Source organism: Xanthomonas sp. LF02-5, from assembly GCF_034105325.1.
Taxonomy (GTDB): Bacteria; Pseudomonadota; Gammaproteobacteria; order Xanthomonadales; family Xanthomonadaceae; genus Xanthomonas_A; species Xanthomonas_A sontii.
In genome coordinates this window covers 684,754-703,861 of the sequence record NZ_JAXGGF010000001.1, presented here as the reverse complement: position 1 = coordinate 703,861, position 19,108 = coordinate 684,754, and the positions used below count along the sequence as shown (strand labels likewise).

Sequence of the window (19,108 nt, the reverse complement as noted above, 5' to 3'; positions counted from 1 at the left end):
CCCTCAAGTAATCCGCAGGTGGAACAGGCCAGCGGGCCTGCCGCTGTCGCGCAGCAGAATCTCCTGCGGGTACTCGTTGGCTTGGCCCCACAAGATGCGGCCGAGGTCGATCTGATGCCCGTGGGGCGCGTGGCATAGCCAACCCACCTCATCGGTGGCGGTATTCGCCCTGACGCGGCTGTGACCGCCGGGCAGCCAGAAGACCAGCGCGCCATCGCTTCCCCACTCATCTTGAAACGACAGGATGGCGGGCTTGATCGCATCGCCCAGCCACGCTTCGGCATCGCCCGGCGTCAGCAGATCGAGACTGCCATCCAGCCCGGCCACCACCAGCGTCCTGCCGCCATTGCTGGGCAGGTCGTCCGGCCAGTTTCCCTTCGCACGGAGGAACTGGCGCAGGCTCCAGACCTCACTGGCTGCGCAGATCTGGTTGCGGGCCTCTTCGTCCCACACCCAACTGGTGCCGCGCACCTGCCAGACCGGGTCGCGCAGTTGTCTCATTGTTCATACTCCCCATCGTCATCGAACAAGGAACCCTGCGCGGGCTGGGGTGCCTGGCTCGCGTGCCATGCGTTGTGGATGGACACCGCGCGCGAGGCTGCGTTGCGGGTGGTCTGATCCGGGCCGTTGCGGTGCAGCCATTCCAGCAGCGGCTTCAGCGCGACGTGCGGCTTGAAGTTCTCGTTCTTCAGCGTGTCCGAGGCATTGATGCCGCTGCCGTCGAAGCACGCGCCGATCAGCACCAGCGCCTGATCCAGATCCGACTTGAGATTGCGGCGATGCTTGCCCGACCACTCGCGGGCGAAGTCCAGCGGATTGATGCGGGTGAACACCTTGTTCTTCTCCGCGCACCAGCCGCGCTGCACGAATTCGTCCGGCGTGGTGATCGAGCCCTTCAGGAATTTCTGCAACTGATCGCGCTTCAGCTCAGGCGCGTTGCCGAAGGTGCGCAGGAATTGGCGCGTGATCGGCTCGGCGTTGACCGGCGGCGCTTCCTTGCCCTTGTCGGCATCCTCGTCGATGAGCTGGTTGATGCCCACCAACGCGTCGCGCACGGAAATCGTGCGGCCTTCGTCCACGTACACCTTGCCGTAGTGGCGCGAGAAGTACTCCAGCGCCTTACCACGTCGGATCACCTGGATGTCGGCTGCTGGCAGGCCTTCCTTGGCGTGGTTTTCCAGCATGGCCTGCAACTGGCGCACATCGGCCATCACCTCGCGGCGCATCCGGCCCCAGCTCACCGGCTTGGGTTCTTCGGTGCGCTTGCGGCAGACGTGGATGATGTCGTACTCGATGGTCTTGGAGCCGAACTCGCCTTCGCCCTTGGTTTCATCGGAGCGGATGGGGTAGGTCGCTTCGAGGTAGTAGCCCGCATCAAACAGCGATTCCAGCACCGCTACCCACGGCTCGTCCTCGCTGTGGTGGAAGGTGAAGGCCAAAATGCCGCTCGGTTTCAAAACGCGATGCGCTTCGCGCCAGCACTGCGTGAGCAGGCGCTGGTAGAAGCCATCCGGGTCTTCTGGTTCGCGCGCGCGGTTGGCCACGGCTTCCAGCGACTTGGGCGTGTAATCGGCGCGGTAGTAGTCGGGATATTTGTCCTTCAGCGCGAGGCGCAGCCAGACGTAGAAGAAGTCGGACAGCTCCGAGTAGTGCAACAGGCCGCCGAAGGGCGGATCGGTGATGACCAGATCAAGGCTGGCCGTAGGGACGTGTGTGAGATCGGTGGACGAGCCTTGGAACACGCCAACTTCGCCAACAGGATCACCGGGAAAGACCTTCACGCTTTTGCCAGAAATTTGCTCTGCCAACGCAGGAGCCTGTCGCTTCAGTGTTTCAAGGCTTGCGGCTTCCCAAGGATCTACTGCCCATTCGCGCCCCTCAACAATGCCCTCGACGCAGGCCGCCCAGTTACCGCGCCCAAGCGCAGGGAACACACAGTTCTCCACAACGGTTGACTTGGGATGAAAGTTGTTGTTTGCAAACTGTGGTTCCAGCTTGTCGCCTTGCACATTCCATAGAGTGAATTGGCTCTGGTTGCGCAGATACTGCTGGAACGCACCGAGCACATACTCGCGCGTTTTCCATTCGTAGAGTCCAACCTCGACAATCGCCTTCAGCAGCTGCGCGTGAACGAGTAGCTGGCGCGGATTGAACATCGTCCACCAGTGCGTGAAGCCGTGGTTCGGCACGCCGCCCTGCAGGTGGTGGGTCATGAAGCCGTAGGCCAGTTCGGAACGCGGCCAGTAGTCCTTCAGGTCGGCGTCCTTCCGCGCTTCCCATTCCGCGAACGCGGCGTCATATTGCTTGGCATGGGTCGTGTCGTAGGCGGCGAAGAAGCGACCGTTGTAGGGCTTGCCCGCTTCATCGCGCTTCGGTGCGTAGCCCTGCACCGCGTAAGCGGCCATCTGGCCGGTCTTGCCCGTAGCCTTGATGGTGGTCAGCACATCCTGCACCGTGCCGCAGGCCGAGCAGGCGTAGTTCGACTTCTTCGGCACCGTGCCTTTCTCGGGCGCGAAGGTGACACCCGTTTCCGGGTCGGTCACTTCATCCGGCAGCGCGCCGCGCACCTCGAGCAACCGAATCTTCGCGGCGCGTGCAGCATCCCAGCGCGTGGTCGCCGCCACATCGTCCTGCGCCGAACCGCCGTAGGGCTGGCCGTTTGCATCCTGCCTCGCTTCGCCCGCCAGCCATTGAGGATGCACCAACAGGCTAAGTTCCACCTTCTTGTTCTTGCCCTTGCCCAGATTCACCATCGCGGTGTGGCCGCAGTGCGGGCAGATCACGCCTTTCCTACGGTCGAGCACGGAATACGGCGCTTCGGTGGGCGCGACGTAGAACGGCGCATCGGGTGCCATGCGCGCGGCTTCTTCCTCCACGTCGAAGCTCTCGCCACACTTGCCGCAGCTATGTGCCCAGTGTTTGACGGTGAGCGTCTTCACCGCCATTACCGGGCTGGTCATGATCGGCGTGCGGTGGCCGCAGCCCGTCACTTGGCAGGGCCCATGCTTGGCCCAGAAGGTGTAGATGATCTCCGGGCCTTCGTAGCGGTATTCCTTGCGCTCTTCACGCGGAATGGCGAGCGGGTCGAAGTCTGCGGGCATCGCCTTGTTGCTGGGCAGATGCGTCCACTTGCCTTTTTCGCCCTGCGGGCCGTCGCAGAAGTAGTACGGCATGATCTGCGGCTTCACTTCGGCCTCGATGTCGGCGAGCAGCTTCTTCACTTGCTCCAGATCGACATTGGCCAGTTCCTGCTTCACCACGAACCACGCGACCGGGTTGAGATCGTTGCCGACCATCTGCATCCCGAGGCGCGAGCCTTCCACCAGCGTGGTGCCGCCGCCCATGAAGATGTCCGCCACCTTCAGGTGTTTGAACGCGCCTTTCTTCTGGTGGTTGGCGTAGTAGTTGTCCCACACCAGTTTGGCTGCGTGCGACGGGTCGTCCGGCGCTTTGGTGGCCGCCGCGATCAACATCGAGCGGAATACGCTGGAACGCCGCCGCGCCCACCACTTCGACATCTGGTAGATCGGCTTGCCCGCGTTGCCTTCGATGATCGCCACCTGATTGACCGGCAGGATGGGGAAATCCACCTCCAGGCAGGTCTTGGGGCGGTTCGGGTCGTTGAAGTCGACGGTTTCGAGTGCGACCGCCTTGCCTGCGCCGACGGCTTTGGCAACTTCTTGTTGGAGTAGTTCTTTCTTGGTGGCCATCAGCCGCAATCCTTACTTGGTCAGCTCGACGAAGGGCGACAACACTTCCAGCAGCGACAAGCCGCCATGCGTGAGCGTCGGGTAGCCGCCCTGGCTGCGCCACTTCCTGCGGCCAAGAGCCAGCAGGTGCGCGCCGTGAGGGCTGTTGATCTGCAATGCCACCGGCGGCACGAAGGGGCCGGTGTCGCCGGTCCCTGTCTTGCTGCGCGAGCTTCCAAACGTCTGCTTGAGGAACTGGCCGACCTCGCCATCGGCATCGGGGAAGTAGCCAGTGGCCGCGTAGCCGTGATCGGAAGTGATGACCAGCCGCCGCCCGGTGGCGAGGCGCTCGACGAAGGCCCAGAAGTCATCACTGGACAACTGCTCGGCCACGTCCTTGGTCAGCGGCTCCAGCCCCTGGCCTGCGCCGGAGCCGTCGTGCAGCTTGGCGTCGGGCCAGTGGTGCCAGAAGATTTGGTTCGGCGCCCTGCCGATCAGGGCTTGGCAGTCCTTCCACGGCAAGTCCACGGTTTCGGTGTTCGCGGCTTGCAGCTTGTGCGCGAGACCGCCACCGTTGTTCTGGAGTTTGCTGCGGCTGGCGAAGCCGAGCGCGCGGGCAAATTCATCGGTTTCGCCGGGCAGCTCGGAGGCACAGGCAGCGACCTCACGCGTGGTGAAGCCGCGCTCCTTCGCGCCCTGCAACAGCCACGGCAGTTCGCGCAGGGAAAGGCCGTCGAGAATCAGCACCGCCTTGGCGCTGAAGGGCTCGGCCCACCAACGCGTCAGGCGATCTGAGGTGCGCTCCACGCTGTCGCCGAAGGCTTGCCACAAGTCCCAGCCGCTGGAGGAGAGGAAAAGATCCAGTGCGCCGATCTCGCGGTCGCGCCGGACGATCTCGCTTGGCGCATTGCCTGCGGCCAGCGCCTTTCTGGCGATCTCGACAGCCTGATCGACGATGACGCGCCAAGCATCGGCGTCGGAGCTTTGGGTCAGAGCCTGCAAGGCGCTGGCAGTCAGGGCCATCAGTCGTCCTCCTTTTCAAGATTCAGCTCGAAGGTCATCCCTTCGGGGAGCTTCTTGAGCAGTTCCTTGAGCTGCGCGCCGGTGGCGGCGGACACCTTGATGGACACCTCCGCGACCTTGGTGGCCGGGCCAATTCCCCAGCCTTCGATCTTGCCGATCAGGTTGAGCGGCGACGTGGCGGGGTTCGACAGAGCCGTGCGCGGCTTGGTGGTGCCGCCGTCGCCGCCGAAGATGCCGCCCGGCGTGGGCCCTGGCGTGGGAGCGGGCGAGCCACCGGGTGTGGGGTCGGGCACGCCCGGCGTGGGGGTCGCGCCACCACCGGATGGCGTACCACCCGGGGACGGCGCAGGCGGCGTTGAGCCACCCGTTGCGGGCACAGCCGATGGCAGCATCACGAACACGTCGTCGAGGTGGCGGCCCGTGAGCGAGAGCTTGGGGCGCAGACGCCGCCACGCGGTGTCCTCGTCCTCACCCGGGTTCGTTTGCAGGTACTCCATGCCACGCACGTTGATGGCGACCTTGCCCTTGGCGCACAAACGCAGCAGGCGTTCCTTCATCGCCGTTTCGCCCAGCCAAGGGATGCAGTCCTGCCCGGCCGGACGCGGCTCCTGCAGCTCGCGCAGCAGCTTGCCGACCGATTCGTTGTTGCTGGCATATTCGAGCACCAGATCCTCGAAGTCCTCCGGCACGAACAGGTCGCCGGTCAGCGCCTCCTCGATGGCTTCGGGAATCTGCGAGCCCTGCTTGTCGAGACGCTCGACACTGAATTTGCACTGCGCGGGGTCGGCGAAATTCCAGCGTTGCAGCACGGCGAAACGGTCGAAGCGCTTCTTGAGGTTGTCGCGCAGGGTGTTCTCGAATTCCTTGTGCAGCTTCTTGTATTCGGGGTTCTGGCCGCCCCATTCCTGCGCCTTCATTTCGGCGCGGGCAAGGATGAGCAGGTCGCGATCCATGAAGGAGTTGGTACTGCCCGCGCGCGGCAGCAGGAATCGCACGGTGTTGCGGCGCTTCTGCAACTGGTCTTTGAGCCAACGCCCCAGCGTGGCGTCAAGCTTGTCGGCTTCCTCCGGCAGTACGAGGATGGGCAGACGGTCATCCCATTTGTCGGGCTGCTCGGCTTCATCAAGCGCCGTCCACGGATCGTTGACCCACGACTTGGGCAGTGCGATCACGCGGAAGGTCTTGGCGACCTCGTCGCTGCCGCCGATGACGTAGCGCACCTGCTTGGCGAGCTGCGCCTGATCCGCGCCGTCGCCGAACAGCTTGTCGTTGCGCGCGTAGGCCATGAGCTTGGCGCGAGGATTCTCTTCCTCGCGGAACAGCAGTTTGGTGCCGTCCTGATGGATGTTGAAGCTGTTCTCGACGATGGTTGCCAGCTCGACCTGGAAGGCATTGTCGTCCACCGGCTTGTCACGGGTGATGTCCAGTTGCAGCGTGGCGGGATCGGCTCCGGCGAGGTTTCCCACGGCAATCGAGCGCAGCCACAGTGCGCCGATGATTTCCTGCAGGTGTGGTGCGACGCTGGCGTGGTCGTGCCGCGCCTCCTGCACCGAGATGATGTTCTGCTGGGCCTTCTCGCGCAGCGTGCGGTGGTGCTGGTTGGCGACGGCTTCAAGCAACGCGCCGATGCCCGAGGTGTCGTCGTCCAGCCGGAAGTCGGCGGCGGTGAGCACGGGCACGGCCTCGCCACGGCTCTTGTAGAGGTTGGCGAGGATGCGGATCAGGTCGCGCGTTTCCTGCGCGTCGGTGGCGATGAGTACCTGTTCTTCGAGCAGGCGCAGCAGGTGCGGCGCGTAGGGCCACGATTCGGTGAACTCCCGGCGCTTGCGTTCCTGCTCGGCGGACGGCACGTCGAGCAGGCGGAAGGATTCGGCGACGTGCTGCGCGACCAGCGATTCGATGGTGCCGCTGGCGATCTGCAGGCGGTTGTCGAACAGGCGGTGCAACAGCATCCGGCGGCGATCCAGCTGGATGCGCTCGGCGCTGCCGCCTGCCTTGAAGTCGATGGCGACCGGGTTGACGCGATGCACCTGCTGGTAGGCGTCGCTGCCGCCGTTGCGCACCGAGATCACCAGCACCAGCAGGTCGGGGCGTTCTTTGGCAATCTCCGAAAGAATCTGGATGAAGTTGAACGCCCAGTGCTTCCACGGATACTGTTTGGTGTTGGTCAAACCGTCATACCACGTCTGGAACTCGTCCAACAGCAGCATCGTCGGCTTGTTCTCTAGCAGTTCGATGATGAGCTTGTCGGATGGGATTTCGGTCTTGGACGCGCCCTGGCCTTCCCACTTACCCTTGATGAAGGTGCCGTGAGGATGGTTCTCAAACAGTACATCCCACAGAAACTTGTACCGGTGGCGGTGCAGACTTTCGCCGATGACGTGCATCCCATTGCGCAACGCAATTTTGCCGACGCCGGGGTCGGCAAGGATAGTTGCCCACGCAGTGAGCCACGCGCCCGTCGATGAGGGATCGGTGACGGCGTGAAAGAGCGCGGCCATCAAATGCGATTTGCCGAGACCTCGTTCGCCGATCACGACAACTGGGCGCCCCTGATTAGGGCCGACGGCTTCTATACCTTTCAGCAGATCGTGCGTGGGATAGGTGATATTCAAGAACTGCTTGGCAGCGATCTGGGTCGCACCTGTGTTCTGGTCGTTGGACAGCTCGATGGCTGTGCCCTTGAGGCGTTTGCCCCGGAACTCTTCTCGTAGCACCAAGCCCAGCATACATTCCCTTTTAAGCGATTTGCCAATACAAACTTAGTGATCTATTAGCAACTCACCTACGCAAAGGTAGCCATTTCGAGTGGCCGATCCTCAAGCGCAGGTTCTCTGCAGGATCATAGTATGATCCCTATCTTGGCAATCGTTGGCGTTCACCGCTCGCGATTGGACTTCGCCTTGGCATGACGTAGGCACGTGGCGTCCAACCGGGACTCCAGTTCGGCCAGCACGTCCTTTGCGGCGACATAGCCGCCTGATTGGCGGGCACGCTCGCGCGACGCCAAGCCGCGGGCGAGGAACGCCTGAAGATGCGGGGTTGTGCTGATGGCGACACCCCCACGAAGCGGTCCTCAGCCACATCCGGCGGCTGCAGACGCGCGGCCTCGTCCGACGGCATCGGCTCGCACGGCCACTGCGCGCGGGTAACGCGCTCGACGCGCTCGACGCGTTCGCCGGTCCAGCGCACGAAGCCGAAGTGGGCGTAGCTGTCCGCGCCTAGGGTCGCTCCTGGCCAACGGCCGGTCTGGGTCGCACTCCATCAGCCAGCGCAGTGTCGCGACGTAGAGCAGCTTGTTCGACAACAGGAACAGATCGCTGCCTCCGTGTTTCTCTTGCCGCGCGAGATCCGCGGCGGTCAACACAGGATCGCGCGGCAGCACCTGCGCACTGACGCCGTGTGCGATGCCGTCGGCGCCGACGTGGAAGGCTTTGTACCCGGTGCCAGCGCTGCAGGCCATGCCGGCGTCGCCTGCACCGCACCGCACCGACCAAACCAGGTAAACGGTCTTTTGCGGGTCGGGGCTCTCGAAGGAGCGCACGGTGATGTCACCGACCACCACGGTGAAATCCGGGCGGCGCCCCTGCCCTGGCGCCGCCAGATAGATCGCGTCGCGCAGGCCTGCGGCGCGCGCGTCCTGGCTCATGGTGAGCGCGTCGGGCTGGATGCCGAGCAGCGCGCGCGCCATGTGCGCGGGTGCGGGGCCCGCGGCAGTACGCGTCGCGCAACAGCAACGCAGGCGCACGGCTGCGCGCCTGGTCGCCATCGACACAGACGGCGCCCAATTGCCGCTCCACCTCGAACGGCCGCCACAGCTGCGGCGTACTGGCCGGCACCACGGGGAAGCCGGCCATGGCGTCCGCCGCGCCTCCCGGCGCCGCGACATGCGCGCGCGCGTGCACGCTGCCGAGTACAGCCAGGGACAGCATCCATCCCACCATCGTGCAACGTGCGAAGCGCGCCATACCGCCTCCTCCATGAACTGCGTTGTGTTTGGATGATCCGGCCAAAGCGATTTTCCGCACCTGCTCCGCCCCCTACCCCTCGCGCCCCAGCGCCACCCGCACCGCATCGCACGCCCCAATCAAATCCAACACCAACCGCTCACTCACATCCAGCTCGCCCTCGTACTCGGCAACGTTGCGCTGGTGATGGCATTTTGTCCAGCACCCGCCACACCTCCGGCCCCAGGCCCAGGGTGTGCGGCAGCACCTGGAACACGATGTAGCGGTTGTTGGCGCGGTAGCTCTTGGCGCGCAGCGCTGCCAGGCACAGCGCGTGCGCTGCGTTGTAGGCCAGGTCGAATCGGCTTTCCAGGGCGAGCGAGGCGTTCTTGGCGTCGCCCAGGCGGGCCAGGGCAGAGCGGATCAGGCCGTCGAATTCGCGGGGGTCAGTCGGTTCGGCGCTGAGTTGCTTGCCGGAGCCAGACAGATTTTCAAGTGGCGAGGTCATCCATGCCTCCGATCACCCAGATCTTGGGTTGCTGCAGCACCCGCTGCAGGAATGCGTTTTCGTCGCGCAGCCGCTTGGCGTAATCGGCACGCGTGTACAGCGTGGGATTGACCGGGCGGCCCAGCCGCGCCTGCATGCCATCCAGCGCGCGCATCAGATCGGCATAGCCCAGCGTATCGGAGATCACCATCAGATCGATGTCGCTGCGCGCGGTGTCGCTGCGCTTGGCGACCGAGCCGTAGACGAAGGCAGCCACGATGTCTGCGGCGATGGGCTGCAAGGCCTCGCCGAGCGGGCCGGCCAGGCCGATGGTCTTCTGCACGATGCCGAGCAGTTCGTCGTGGATGGGCGAGTGCGGATTGGCCTGGTAGCGCTTCTGGTTGCCGATGCGCTGTACCGTGAGCAAGCCGACGTCGGCCAGCTTGGCCAGTTCGCGCTGCACGGCGCCGGAGCCGCCGCTGGCAGCGGCGATCAGTTCGCCGACACCAAAGCTGCGCTGCGGCTGACCGTACAGCAGGGCCAACACGCGTTGCTGGGTGCGAGTGAACAGAGCATTTGCCAGACCCGACGTCAGCGCGTGGGAAGAGCGCAGCGCCTCGCCTACGCCCGCGGGATTGAGCAGGTTGTTGACCATGCGGTGCAGCTTACTACCCACATGGACAATTTTCTTCCCATTATGGGTATTTATTTACCCTTTTTGGGTAAATTTCGTCACTTGATCCGCTTTGATCTTGCATCCCTCCCAGCGCTAACTCACACCACCCCCTGCCCCACCAGAAACACCACTCCATCGCCCCCACCCTCGGTCTGCCGCAGCAGCCCCTCCGCCTCCAGTGTCTCCAACGGCACATCGGCGCCGAGATCTGTGGCCACCCCGTCCAACGTCAGCCCCACCCAACGATCGCGGCCGGCATGCTTGGCGCGGTACAGGGCGGCGTCGGCAATGCGCAGGCTCAGCGGCCAGTCGCCGCCGGGGTGGGTAGGGAACAGGCTGACGCCCATCGACACGGTGAGGGCAATGCGGCCGGTCGGGCGTACCAGCAGGTCGGCCTGCAGGCGCTCGCTCAGGCGGCGGAACAGACGCGTGGCGTCGGCCAGGGTGCCACCGGGGCAGATCCACAGGAACTCTTCGCCGCCCCAGCGGGCGATGATGTCCGAGCTGCGCGCACACTCGCGCAGCAGATCGCCCAGTCGTATCAGGGCGTGGTCGCCGCCTTCGTGGCCGTGCAGGTCGTTGACGCGTTTGAAGTGGTCGATGTCCAGCAGGGCGATCAGCAGCGGTTCCTGCGTGCGCTCGGGCGTCGCTGCAGCCTCGCGCGCCTGTAGCCAGGCGGTAACGTAGCGGCGATTGCGCAGGCCGGTGAGGGCGTCTTCCTCGCTCTGGCGACGGATGGTGGCGGCGAGCTGTTCCAGTTCGCGGTGCTGCGCCTGGATCTCCTCGTTCTTGCGCGCCAGTTCCGCGTTGATGCGCCGACGCGCGCGGCCTTCGCGCACCTTGAGCAGGAAAAAGCCGGCCAGCGCCAGCAGCGCGGCCAGCAGGCCGTAGAGCACGCTGCGCTGGCGCTGCGCGCGCGCCTGCAGTTGCGCATACGCCGCCTGTTCGGCGGCACGGGTGCGGGCAAGTGCGGCCAGTTCGCTGTTCTTGCGCGCCAGGTCCACCGCCGATTCGAGCTCGGCGATCCGGGTCTTGGATTCGACGTTCACCGCCTTGTCGTTGACCTCCTTGTACTCGCGCATAAGAGCAAGTGCCTCGCGGTCGCGGCCGAGTGCGTCGAGGTTGTCGATCATGCGCGGGTACAGTTCCAGCCGCCGGGGGACGTTGTCCCACTGCGTGAACATCTGCCGCGCGCGCTCGAACGCGGCGGCCGCGGCGTCGCGTTGGCCGAGATCGGCCAGAACGTTGCCGAGCGTGGAATAGACGATGCCTCCCTCGCCATGATCGCCGCCTGGCGCCGCCCCCTCCAGCATCGCGGCCGCTTCGCGCAACAAGGGCAACGCCTCGCGCGGGCGATGCTGCAGCGCGAGCACGTTGCCCAGGTTGTTCAGCAATCCGATCAGCGACGTCTTGCCATCGGCACGTCCCGCCGCCAACGCCTGCCGGTAGATCGCTTCGGCGCGCTGCAGTTCGTTTGCGCCCTGATAGGCCGTGCCCAGGTTGTTGAGTATGTCCGCGCGCGTCAGGTCCTTGTACGGCATCGCATCGTAGGCAGCGAGCGCACGCTGGCCGTAGGCGATCGCCTTTTTCCATTCGTGGGCATAAATGAACACGCCGGTGGCGTTGTGCAGCATGGAGACGTCGTCGGGCTTGCCCAGCGCCTTGACCACACGCTCCGCCTCGAGCAGGGCGGCGATGGCATCGGGCATGCGCCCCTGCTGAGCCGACACCAGGAACACGGTCTGGTTGGCCTTGTACTCCACCGGATCCGGATGCCGACGTACTCTGGACAATGCGATGCGGGCGACCCGCAAGGCGTCGTCCTGCGCACCCATCTTGTAGTAGGAGCGGGCCAGCAGTCGCCACAGCTCGGCGATGTGGGGATCGTGCGGCAGTTCCGTTTCCAGCCGCCGCATCTCGCCTTCGAGCTGCGCGATGCGGAGCGCGTCGCGCGGCCGCCAAATCTCGGCATTGAGTTGCGTGAACAGGCGCACCCGCTGTTGCGGCGACAACGGCTGGGCGAGCAGCGCCGAGCCGATGGAGACCACCCTGTTCGGCTGGCCCGCGGCGGCGGCCGCATCGACCAGTTCCAGGCCGAGCGCGATCGAGCCTTGCTTGTCGGCCGCGGCGTCCCAGGCCGGCATGCCCATCTGCAGCGCGGCCGCCGGGTCTGCGGCACGCACCGCCGCCACGCAGGCCGGCAACGCCTGCGCCGGTGCGCACCGCTGCATCGCGGCCGCGTGCGCTACCGCCGACGATACCAGCACACTCCCACACAGCAGCATCCTGAGCGACTGCAAGATCAAGCGACTGCGCACTGCCGTTCTCCCCAAGATGCCGCAGCACACGCCGGGTCCGTGAATGCGGCGGATATCGTCGCACTCTGGTCCCACGCACGCCGTTGCCGGCGTGCAACAACGCCGACCCGTGCAAGGCCATCGGCCACACGGGCAATTTCTTGAGCTCTATCCCATGCAAGAAGCCACGTTACTCACGCTACGCCTGCATGCGCTTTTACCCGTGGGACCGCAACTAGCCCCTCTCCCACCGGGAGAGGGGTTGGGGTGAGGGTCCGAGCACGCAGCACATCCATGCATCCCCCAACTCCAACCCCCAAGTCCCATCACAGCGGCGTCAGCTGCCTGAGTTGCGCGTCATCGGGAAACGTCTGGACGCGGTAACGCGGCGGATACAGCGGCGGCTGGGGCTCCATCATGTCGCCAAACGCGGCAACAGCCTCGTCCCAGGACACCAGGACGACCGCGTCCTCCTCCGCGTCGTCGCGCGGGACGACCAGGGCGATCCGGTCGGCTCTGGGCAACAACGTATCGACGCCCTTGGTCCAGGTGCAGAGCGAAAACTGCCGCGCGCCGTCGTCGCGCTCCTGGTAGACGCTGAACGATGCGACGAAGATGTCCTGGTCGGTCGCGTCGTGGAGCTTGTCCAGCGCCGCCTTCTGATCGGCATAGGCAGGCGCGTCCAGCAGCCGGCGCAGGTCCGCCTGGCGCTGGCGGTGCTCGGGCAACGCCAGCGCGAACGGCACCATGCGGCGTGCCTCGTCGTAAGTGAACACCAGCGCGGAGACGTTGCGGCCCTGCGCGGCTGCTTCCACGCTCAGTTCCAGCATCGCGCCGATGGCGGCGGCGTCGCGATCGCCCACCACCAGCAGGCAGTCGCGCGCCGGCAGCATGAACAGCGGATTGCCCGCCACCGGAACGCGATACAGCACGTCGGGCAGCAACGCGCGGCTGGTGTCGTAGGCATCCTGCCATGCGCCGCGGAACACCCCGGGTGCGACTTCGACGAAATGGTCGGCGGTCGCGTCGCGCAGATTGTCGCGGGCGATGGCCAGGCCTTCGTCCAGGGTGATCCCCCATGCCGCGCGCGGCCCCTGGAACAGCGTGGAGATCGTATCCGGCAGATCCAGCGCCAGCAGCTCGACGCAATCCTCGGCGATGTCGCGCCATGCATACGGGAATGGCGCATCGAGGCCTTTCTCCAGCAGGTGCTCCAGCCGCAGCTCCTCGAACATGCCGCGATTGCGGATCACCGGCATCAGCGTCGCGCGCACCTCGTCGAATGTCTTTTCCCGGCCACTCTCTTCCTGCGCGTTGAGCGAGGACGTCACATAGGCGCGCAATGCCTCGGCGCGGCCTTTGCGCGTCGCGGCCCTGTAGGCCTGATAGGCGTTGTGCAGATAGATGGTGTAGCCATTGCCGCCGACCAGTCGGAACGCGTCGGGCTGATAGACCAGCTCCTCGCGATAGCCCCGCGCGCGCAGGGCATCGGTGTACAGCCTGGCGAAGGCGTCGGGGCTGGGCGTGCGGCGGAACAGCGTGTCGAACAGTACAGCGAACATCGGCGGTCGTCCTTGTCGAGTGGCGGCATGCGGGCGCCGCGCGGAATGCTAGCGCAGCTTTGCGGCAGCCGCAGATGGACGCGGACTGCAGTGTCCGCAACGGCACTCCGGCAACTCCGATTGCATCGAGCACCCAGAAAGCGCGCGCACGCTGCTCGGTCAGCTGTCCCTCCCACGTGCATGCACGGCGCACTGCATTGCGCGTGTCCGTGTGCGGCATGAAACAAAAAGCCCCGCTGTCGCGGGGCTCTCTGGAGACTCGGCACGTCCTTCTCCCGCATGCGGGAGAAGGAGTCGCGTGCTGCCCGCCTCAGGCGAACGGATCCTGCAGCACCATGGTGTGCTCGCGGTCCGGACCGGTGGAGACGATCGAGATCGGGCAGCCGGCCAGTTCTTCCAGCGCACGCAGGTAGGCGCGGGCGGCGGGCGGCAGTTCGTCCCACACGGTGATGCCGTGGGTGTTCTCGCTCCAGCCCGGGAACTCCAGGTACACCGGGGTGCACTCTTCCCAGCCCTGCGCGTCCAGCGGCGCGTATTCGGTGCGCTTGCCGCGGTATTCGTAGGCGATGCACACCTTCAGCTTCTCCATGCCGTCGAGCACGTCGAGCTTGGTGATGCACAGGCCGGAGATGCCGTTGATGGCCACCGCGCGCTTCAGCGCGACGATGTCCATCCAGCCGCAGCGGCGCGGACGGCCGGTGGAGGCGCCGTACTCGGCGCCGCGGTCGCGGATGCCCTGGCCGATCTCGTCGTCCAGTTCGGTCGGGAACGGGCCGCCGCCGACGCGGGTGGCGTAGGCCTTGGCGATGCCCAGCACGTAGTCGATGTCCTGCGCGCCCACGCCGGTGCCGGCCAGTGCGCCGCCGACGGTGGTATTGGAGCTGGTGACGTAGGGATAGGTGCCGTGGTCGATGTCCAGCAGCGCGCCCTGCGCGCCTTCGAACAGCACGCGCTTGCCCTGCTTGCGCAGGTCGTGAAGGATGCCGGCGACGTCGGACTTCATCGGCTGCACGTACTCGCCGAAGGCCAGCGCTTCGTCGAAGGTCTTCTGGAAGTCGACCGCTTCCACGCCCAGGTACTTGGTCAGCACGAAGTTGTGGTAGTCCAGCGCGGTGCGCAGCAGCTCTTCCAGCTGCGGCGGGTAATGCAGGTCGGCGACGCGGATGCCGCGGCGCGCCACCTTGTCTTCGTAGGCCGGGCCGATGCCGCGGCCGGTGGTGCCGATGGCCTTGCCGCCGGCGGCCTTCTCGCGGGCCTGATCCAGGGCGATGTGGTACGGCATGATCAGCGGCGCGGCCGGCGAGATCTTCAGGCGCGACCGCACTTCCACGCCGGAGGTCTCCAGCTCTTCGATTTCCTTGCGCAGCGCGGCCGGGGAGATCACCACGCCGTTGCCGATCAGGCACAGCGCATCGTCGCGCAGGATGCCGGACGGGATCAGGTGCAGGACGGTCTTCTTGCCGTTGATGACGAGGGTGTGGCCGGCATTGTGGCCGCCCTGGAAACGCACGACGGCACCGATTTCCTCGGTGAGCAGATCGACGATCTTGCCTTTGCCTTCATCGCCCCACTGGGCGCCGAGCACGACAACTGACTGACCCATGGCTGGGTAACTCCTGGTTTGCTGCGCGACCGTCGGGGCCACGCGGATGTGGTGGCCGTGCGGGGACCGACCGGCGCCGATGCGGTTGCTCCATCGGGGAGCGTCCAGGCGGCGGCGGACCCATGCACGGAAAAAGCCGGTCGAGACGCTCGCGTGGAGCGGGCCCGGCCGGCTTTTGTGCATTATCCGGGTTTTGGGTGGCGGTCACCACCCCTTCCCCTGCCGCGTTCAGCCGCGCCGCGCTGACCAGCTGGATACGGCTCGGCCGCGGCCGTCGGCACGCGCGTTCGGCACGGGCATGGACCACCTCGCCGACGATGACAGCACGGCAACACCATCCCCCCGGCGGCAGACCAGCATCGATTGAGCCGGGCTCCGCGCGCGTCTATGGTGTCGGATGCTCAAACGCCATCCATGACATGCACACGACCGATCGCCTGGCCTTTCTCGATGCACTGCGTGGCCTTGCCGCTCTGTATGTCGTGCTGTTCCACGTCATGGCCATGCCCTCCCCGGCGGTGTCCGCCGGACCGGTCCTGACGCCGATACTTGCCGCCGGCGGCACCGGGGTGGCCCTGTTCTTCGTGATCAGCGCGTTTTCCCTGTGCTACACCATGCCGCGGCACACGGCCACGGGGAAGCCAATACGCAGCTTCTACCTCCATCGCTTCTTCCGCATTGCGCCGTTGTTCTACTGCTGGCTCGCGTTTTCCCTATATCGCGACGGCCGCGGTGCGCACGTCGGCCATGCAGCCGCCGAAGTGGCGGCCAATGTGTCTTTCACCTTCAACCTCGTCCAGGGATGGCAGCAGGGCATCGTCTGGGCAAGCTGGGCCATCGGCGTGGAAATGTTGTTCTATGCGCTGTTCCCACTACTGCTGGGCGCCATACGTGGCTTGCCTGGCGCGTTGCTGCTGGCGGCGGCACTCACGGGCGTGGCAATGCTTGCGTCGTTCGGACTGCTGGGCGAACAGGCCAAGGTCTGGACCGGCGATTACGGTCTGCTGCGACATGCGCCGGTCTTCGCCTTCGGTCTATGCGCCTTCTTCGCCTATGAACGACTGACGGCACTCGAAGGGGAGCGCGCGTGGCGCTGGGGCATCGCCTTGGGCGTGGCCGGACTGCTTGGCCTGGCCGCCACGGTGGCCTTGCTGTCCTGGGCCATCGCGCCCGCGATCGGCTGGATCGCCTGCGGCCTGATGTACGCGCTCCTGTTGCTGGGCATGTCGCAGTGCGCCCCCCGCTTCGTCGTCAACCCGATCAGCACGTCTCTCGGCAAGATCAGCTATTCGCTCTATCTGGGCCACCCCGCGGTCATCGCGATCCTGGGGCCGCTGTTCGGCCACGTTCGCCAGGCGACTTCCGTCCCGGCACTGGCCTATGCGACATGCGCACTCGCCACGCTCGCGGTGGCACTGCCGCTGGCCTGGCTGACGTACCGGCTCATCGAGGTTCCGTGCATCGCGCTGGGCAAACGCCTGGGGCCGCAACGACGACCGGTGGATCCGGCGTCATTGCGGGCCGCGGAGCGCTGATGGGGAGATGGGCTGCGGCTGCGAACAACTCAAGCCCTGCCCCCTCGTCGCGAGACACGCAGCGGCGATGACATCATGAATGGCGCCAGCCAGATTAGGCAGCCTCTGGACAGTGATGGCAACAGTTGGAATCGCGACAACCGCATTACCGGAACAGAGTCGCAAATGAAGCCGCTCCTGCAGGGTCATGAAGGACCGGGGATCCGCTCTAGCGACTCCCCAATCCCGCCCCTCAGCGATCGCTCTTGAGGTACTGCAGGAACGGATCGTTCTTGTCGAGCACGATCACGCCGTTGCCGTCGGCCATGGCGCCGCGGTAGGCCTCCAGGCTACGGTAGAAGGCGTAGAACGACGGGTCGGCGGAGCCGGCCTTGCCGTACACGCTGGCGGCCTCGGCATCGCCTTCGCCGCGCAGCTTCTGCGCGTCGCGCTCGGCCTCGGCGACCAGCACCGTGCTTTCGCGGTCGGCCTGGGCGCGGATGGTCAGTGCCTGCTCCTCGCCTTCGGCGCGCAGCTTGGCTGCTTCCTGCTTGCGCTGCGCGCGCATGCGTTCGTACACGTCGGTGATCACCTGGCTGTCGGTCGGCAGGTCGATCTGCTTGATGCGCAGGTCGACGATCTGCATGCCCAGGGTCTTGCTGGCCGCGTTGATCGCCACCAGCTGCTTGGCGATCAGTTCGCTGCGGTCGCCGGACACCAGCTGCTGCAGGGTGCGCGAGTTGATCTGGTTGCGCAGCGAGTCGGTGATGATCGGCGCCAGCAGGCTGTTGGCCACCTTCTCGTCGCCGCCGGTGGTGGCACGGTAGAAGGCGCGCACGTCGGAGATGTAGCCGATGGCGAAGAAGCTGACGCTGACGTCCTTCTGCTCGGCGGTGAAGTAGCGCGCCGGGTTGGTGTCGATCACCTGGAAGCGGCGGTCGAACATGCGCACCGATTCCACCAGCGGCACCTTGAAGTGCAGGCCCGGCTTGAGATCGGCACGCACCACGCGGCCCAGGTTCAGCACCATCGCCGCCTTGTCCTCGGGCACCACGAACACCGAGCTGAGCAGCGCGAACAGCGCGACGACGGCAATGCCCGCCCACAATGACAGTTTCATCGCTGGATCTCCTCACGGCCGGTCGGGCGCGGCGTGCGCTCCGGGTTGCGGACACTCTCGGCCGAACTGCTGTTCAACGCCGGCATCAACACGTCCTGCGGCACCGTCGGCAGCGAGGTGGTCGGCGCCGGCGGCGGCGCCGCGGCCGGCGCCTTGCTGTCGGCCGGCATCGGCACGTAGATCAGTTGGCGGCCGTCGCCGCCGATGACCTTGCGGTTCTCCGCCAGCACCTGCTGGATCGTCTCCAGCCACAGCCGCTTGCGGGTGACCTCCGGCGCGTTCTGGTACTGCTGCTGCAGCAGGGTGAAGCGCTCGGCGTCGCCCTGCGCGCGGGCAATCGCCGCTTCCTTGTAGCCTTCGGCGACGGTGCGGGTGCGTGCGGCCTGGCCACGCGCCTCCGGCACCACCTTGGCGGCGTAGGCCTGGGCCTCGTTGATCAGCCGCTCCTTGACCTGCTGGGCGCCGTTGACCTCGTCGAAGGCCGATTTCACTTCCTCCGGCGGACGCGCGTCGGGCAGGGTCAGGCCGGTCACGATCAGGCCGGTGTGATAGGCCTTCAGCGCGGCCTGCAGGCGCTCGCGCGCGGCCACGGCCATCGGCCCACGGTTGTTGAGCACCGTGTTGAGATCCGAGCGGCCGATCTGTTCGCGCACCGCGCTCTGCGCGGCCTGCTCCAGCACCAGGTCGGCGTTGCGCGCGCCGAACACGTAGGTGCGCGGGTCCTCGACCCGGTACTGCACATTGAGCGAGACGTTGACGATGTTCTCGTCGCCGGTCAGCACCGGCAGCTGGCTGTCGAAGGTCTTGATGCGGGTGGCATCGACCTTGCGCACGGTCTCGATCGGCCACGGCAGCTTGAAGTTCGGGCCAGGCTGCAGGATCCGCGAGAACTGGCCGAAACGCAGCACCACGCCGCGCTGCTGCTCGCCGATCAACTGGAAGCTGCTGAACAGCAGCACCAGCACCACAGCACCCAGGATCCAGCGGCCGATGCCGCCGCCATCGCCGAACAGGTCCTTCAACGGACCCGGCAACCCGCCCCACCTGCCTCCCCCATTGCCGCCACGCGGCGGCCAGGGACCGCGCCCGTGATTGTCGGGGCCGTCTCCGCCCTTGCCGCCAGGTGTGTTCCAGGCCATGCATGCTCCAAGAAGGAAGGTGGCGACGCGTCGGTCACGCGCCGGTCACCG

Annotated in this window: 12 protein-coding genes and 1 pseudogene; 1 reads left to right on the top strand and 12 read right to left on the bottom strand. The window is 65.9% G+C overall.

Annotated elements, in window-relative coordinates; genetic code table 11:
* Positions 1-3 precede the first annotated feature (3 nt).
* The 10 genes and pseudogenes from SLW52_RS03190 to SLW52_RS03145 all read right to left on the bottom strand — a co-directional run bounded on the left by SLW52_RS03190 (position 4) and on the right by SLW52_RS03145 (position 15,284).
* Entirely contained in the window at positions 4-501 is a 498-nt protein-coding gene (locus SLW52_RS03190; protein ID WP_284467656.1) for a hypothetical protein, read from the bottom strand.
* Positions 498-3,710 carry a DUF1156 domain-containing protein gene (locus SLW52_RS03185; protein WP_284467657.1) on the bottom strand — a complete coding sequence of 1,071 codons (3,213 nt, stop codon included), beginning with the start codon at positions 3,708-3,710 and terminating at the stop codon, positions 498-500. The genes SLW52_RS03190 and SLW52_RS03185 overlap by 4 nt, the downstream gene beginning before the upstream one ends.
* Positions 3,711-3,722: 12 nt before the next feature.
* The gene (locus SLW52_RS03180; protein WP_320739443.1) at positions 3,723-4,712 is read right to left on the bottom strand and encodes a hypothetical protein; all 990 of its coding nucleotides are present in this window, start codon (positions 4,710-4,712) and stop codon (positions 3,723-3,725) included.
* Positions 4,712-7,441 (bottom strand): ATP-binding protein, encoded by a 2,730-nt coding sequence (locus SLW52_RS03175; protein WP_284467660.1) that lies wholly within the window; start codon positions 7,439-7,441, stop codon positions 4,712-4,714. The genes SLW52_RS03180 and SLW52_RS03175 overlap by 1 nt, the downstream gene beginning before the upstream one ends.
* 400 nt (positions 7,442-7,841) lie before the next feature.
* Positions 7,842-8,403, bottom strand: a pseudogene (locus tag SLW52_RS03170) (hypothetical protein); the annotation flags it as partial.
* Between the two features lie 416 nt (positions 8,404-8,819).
* Positions 8,820-9,167, bottom strand: a complete 348-nt coding sequence (locus SLW52_RS03165; RefSeq protein ID WP_226980573.1) for a hypothetical protein — start codon at positions 9,165-9,167, stop codon at positions 8,820-8,822.
* A complete protein-coding gene (locus SLW52_RS03160; protein WP_284467661.1) occupies positions 9,151-9,822 on the bottom strand; it encodes a transcriptional regulator in 672 nt (223 codons plus the stop codon). The genes SLW52_RS03165 and SLW52_RS03160 overlap by 17 nt, the downstream gene beginning before the upstream one ends.
* Positions 9,823-9,920: 98 nt before the next feature.
* Entirely contained in the window at positions 9,921-12,053 is a 2,133-nt protein-coding gene (locus SLW52_RS03155) for a diguanylate cyclase (protein ID WP_284467662.1), read from the bottom strand.
* Positions 12,054-12,445: 392 nt separating this feature from the next.
* Positions 12,446-13,681: a hypothetical protein gene (locus tag SLW52_RS03150; RefSeq protein WP_320739444.1), complete on the bottom strand. Its 1,236-nt coding sequence runs from the start codon at positions 13,679-13,681 to the stop codon at positions 12,446-12,448.
* 310 nt (positions 13,682-13,991) lie between these two features.
* Positions 13,992-15,284, bottom strand: coding sequence for an adenylosuccinate synthase (locus tag SLW52_RS03145; protein ID WP_026144396.1), 1,293 nt, complete (start codon positions 15,282-15,284; stop codon positions 13,992-13,994).
* A gap of 419 nt (positions 15,285-15,703) precedes the next feature.
* Here SLW52_RS03145 and SLW52_RS03140 point away from each other — a divergent pair, with 419 nt between their 5' ends.
* Entirely contained in the window at positions 15,704-16,819 is a 1,116-nt protein-coding gene (locus tag SLW52_RS03140; protein ID WP_295937321.1) for an acyltransferase, read from the top strand.
* A 232-nt stretch (positions 16,820-17,051) separates the two neighbouring features.
* Here the strand turns inward: SLW52_RS03140 and SLW52_RS03135 are convergent, their stop codons facing one another.
* On the bottom strand, positions 17,052-17,918 hold the full coding sequence (locus tag SLW52_RS03135) for a protease modulator HflC (protein WP_026144397.1): 867 nt from the start codon (positions 17,916-17,918) through the stop codon (positions 17,052-17,054).
* Complete coding sequence (gene hflK / locus SLW52_RS03130; protein WP_267099014.1) at positions 17,915-19,057, bottom strand: FtsH protease activity modulator HflK; 1,143 nt, start codon at positions 19,055-19,057, stop codon at positions 17,915-17,917. Before hflK ends, SLW52_RS03135 begins: the two co-directional genes overlap by 4 nt.
* Between the last annotated feature and the right edge of the window lie 51 nt (positions 19,058-19,108).

Bases quoted from the DNA above. Each gene is read 5' to 3' on its own strand.
- SLW52_RS03175 (WP_284467660.1), bottom strand. From the start codon at position 7,441: ATGCTGGGCTTGGTGCTACGAGAAGAGTTCCGGGGCAAACGCCTCAAG.
- SLW52_RS03135 (WP_026144397.1), bottom strand. From the start codon at position 17,918: ATGAAACTGTCATTGTGGGCGGGCATTGCCGTCGTCGCGCTGTTCGCG.
- SLW52_RS03190 (WP_284467656.1), bottom strand. From the start codon at position 501: ATGAGACAACTGCGCGACCCGGTCTGGCAGGTGCGCGGCACCAGTTGG.
- SLW52_RS03145 (WP_026144396.1), bottom strand. From the start codon at position 15,284: ATGGGTCAGTCAGTTGTCGTGCTCGGCGCCCAGTGGGGCGATGAAGGC.
- SLW52_RS03165 (WP_226980573.1), bottom strand. From the start codon at position 9,167: ATGACCTCGCCACTTGAAAATCTGTCTGGCTCCGGCAAGCAACTCAGC.
- hflK (WP_267099014.1), bottom strand. From the start codon at position 19,057: ATGGCCTGGAACACACCTGGCGGCAAGGGCGGAGACGGCCCCGACAAT.
- SLW52_RS03180 (WP_320739443.1), bottom strand. From the start codon at position 4,712: ATGGCCCTGACTGCCAGCGCCTTGCAGGCTCTGACCCAAAGCTCCGAC.
- SLW52_RS03150 (WP_320739444.1), bottom strand. From the start codon at position 13,681: ATGTTCGCTGTACTGTTCGACACGCTGTTCCGCCGCACGCCCAGCCCC.
- SLW52_RS03155 (WP_284467662.1), bottom strand. From the start codon at position 12,053: ATGCAGCGGTGCGCACCGGCGCAGGCGTTGCCGGCCTGCGTGGCGGCG.
- SLW52_RS03185 (WP_284467657.1), bottom strand. From the start codon at position 3,710: ATGGCCACCAAGAAAGAACTACTCCAACAAGAAGTTGCCAAAGCCGTC.
- SLW52_RS03140 (WP_295937321.1), top strand. From the start codon at position 15,704: ATGCACACGACCGATCGCCTGGCCTTTCTCGATGCACTGCGTGGCCTT.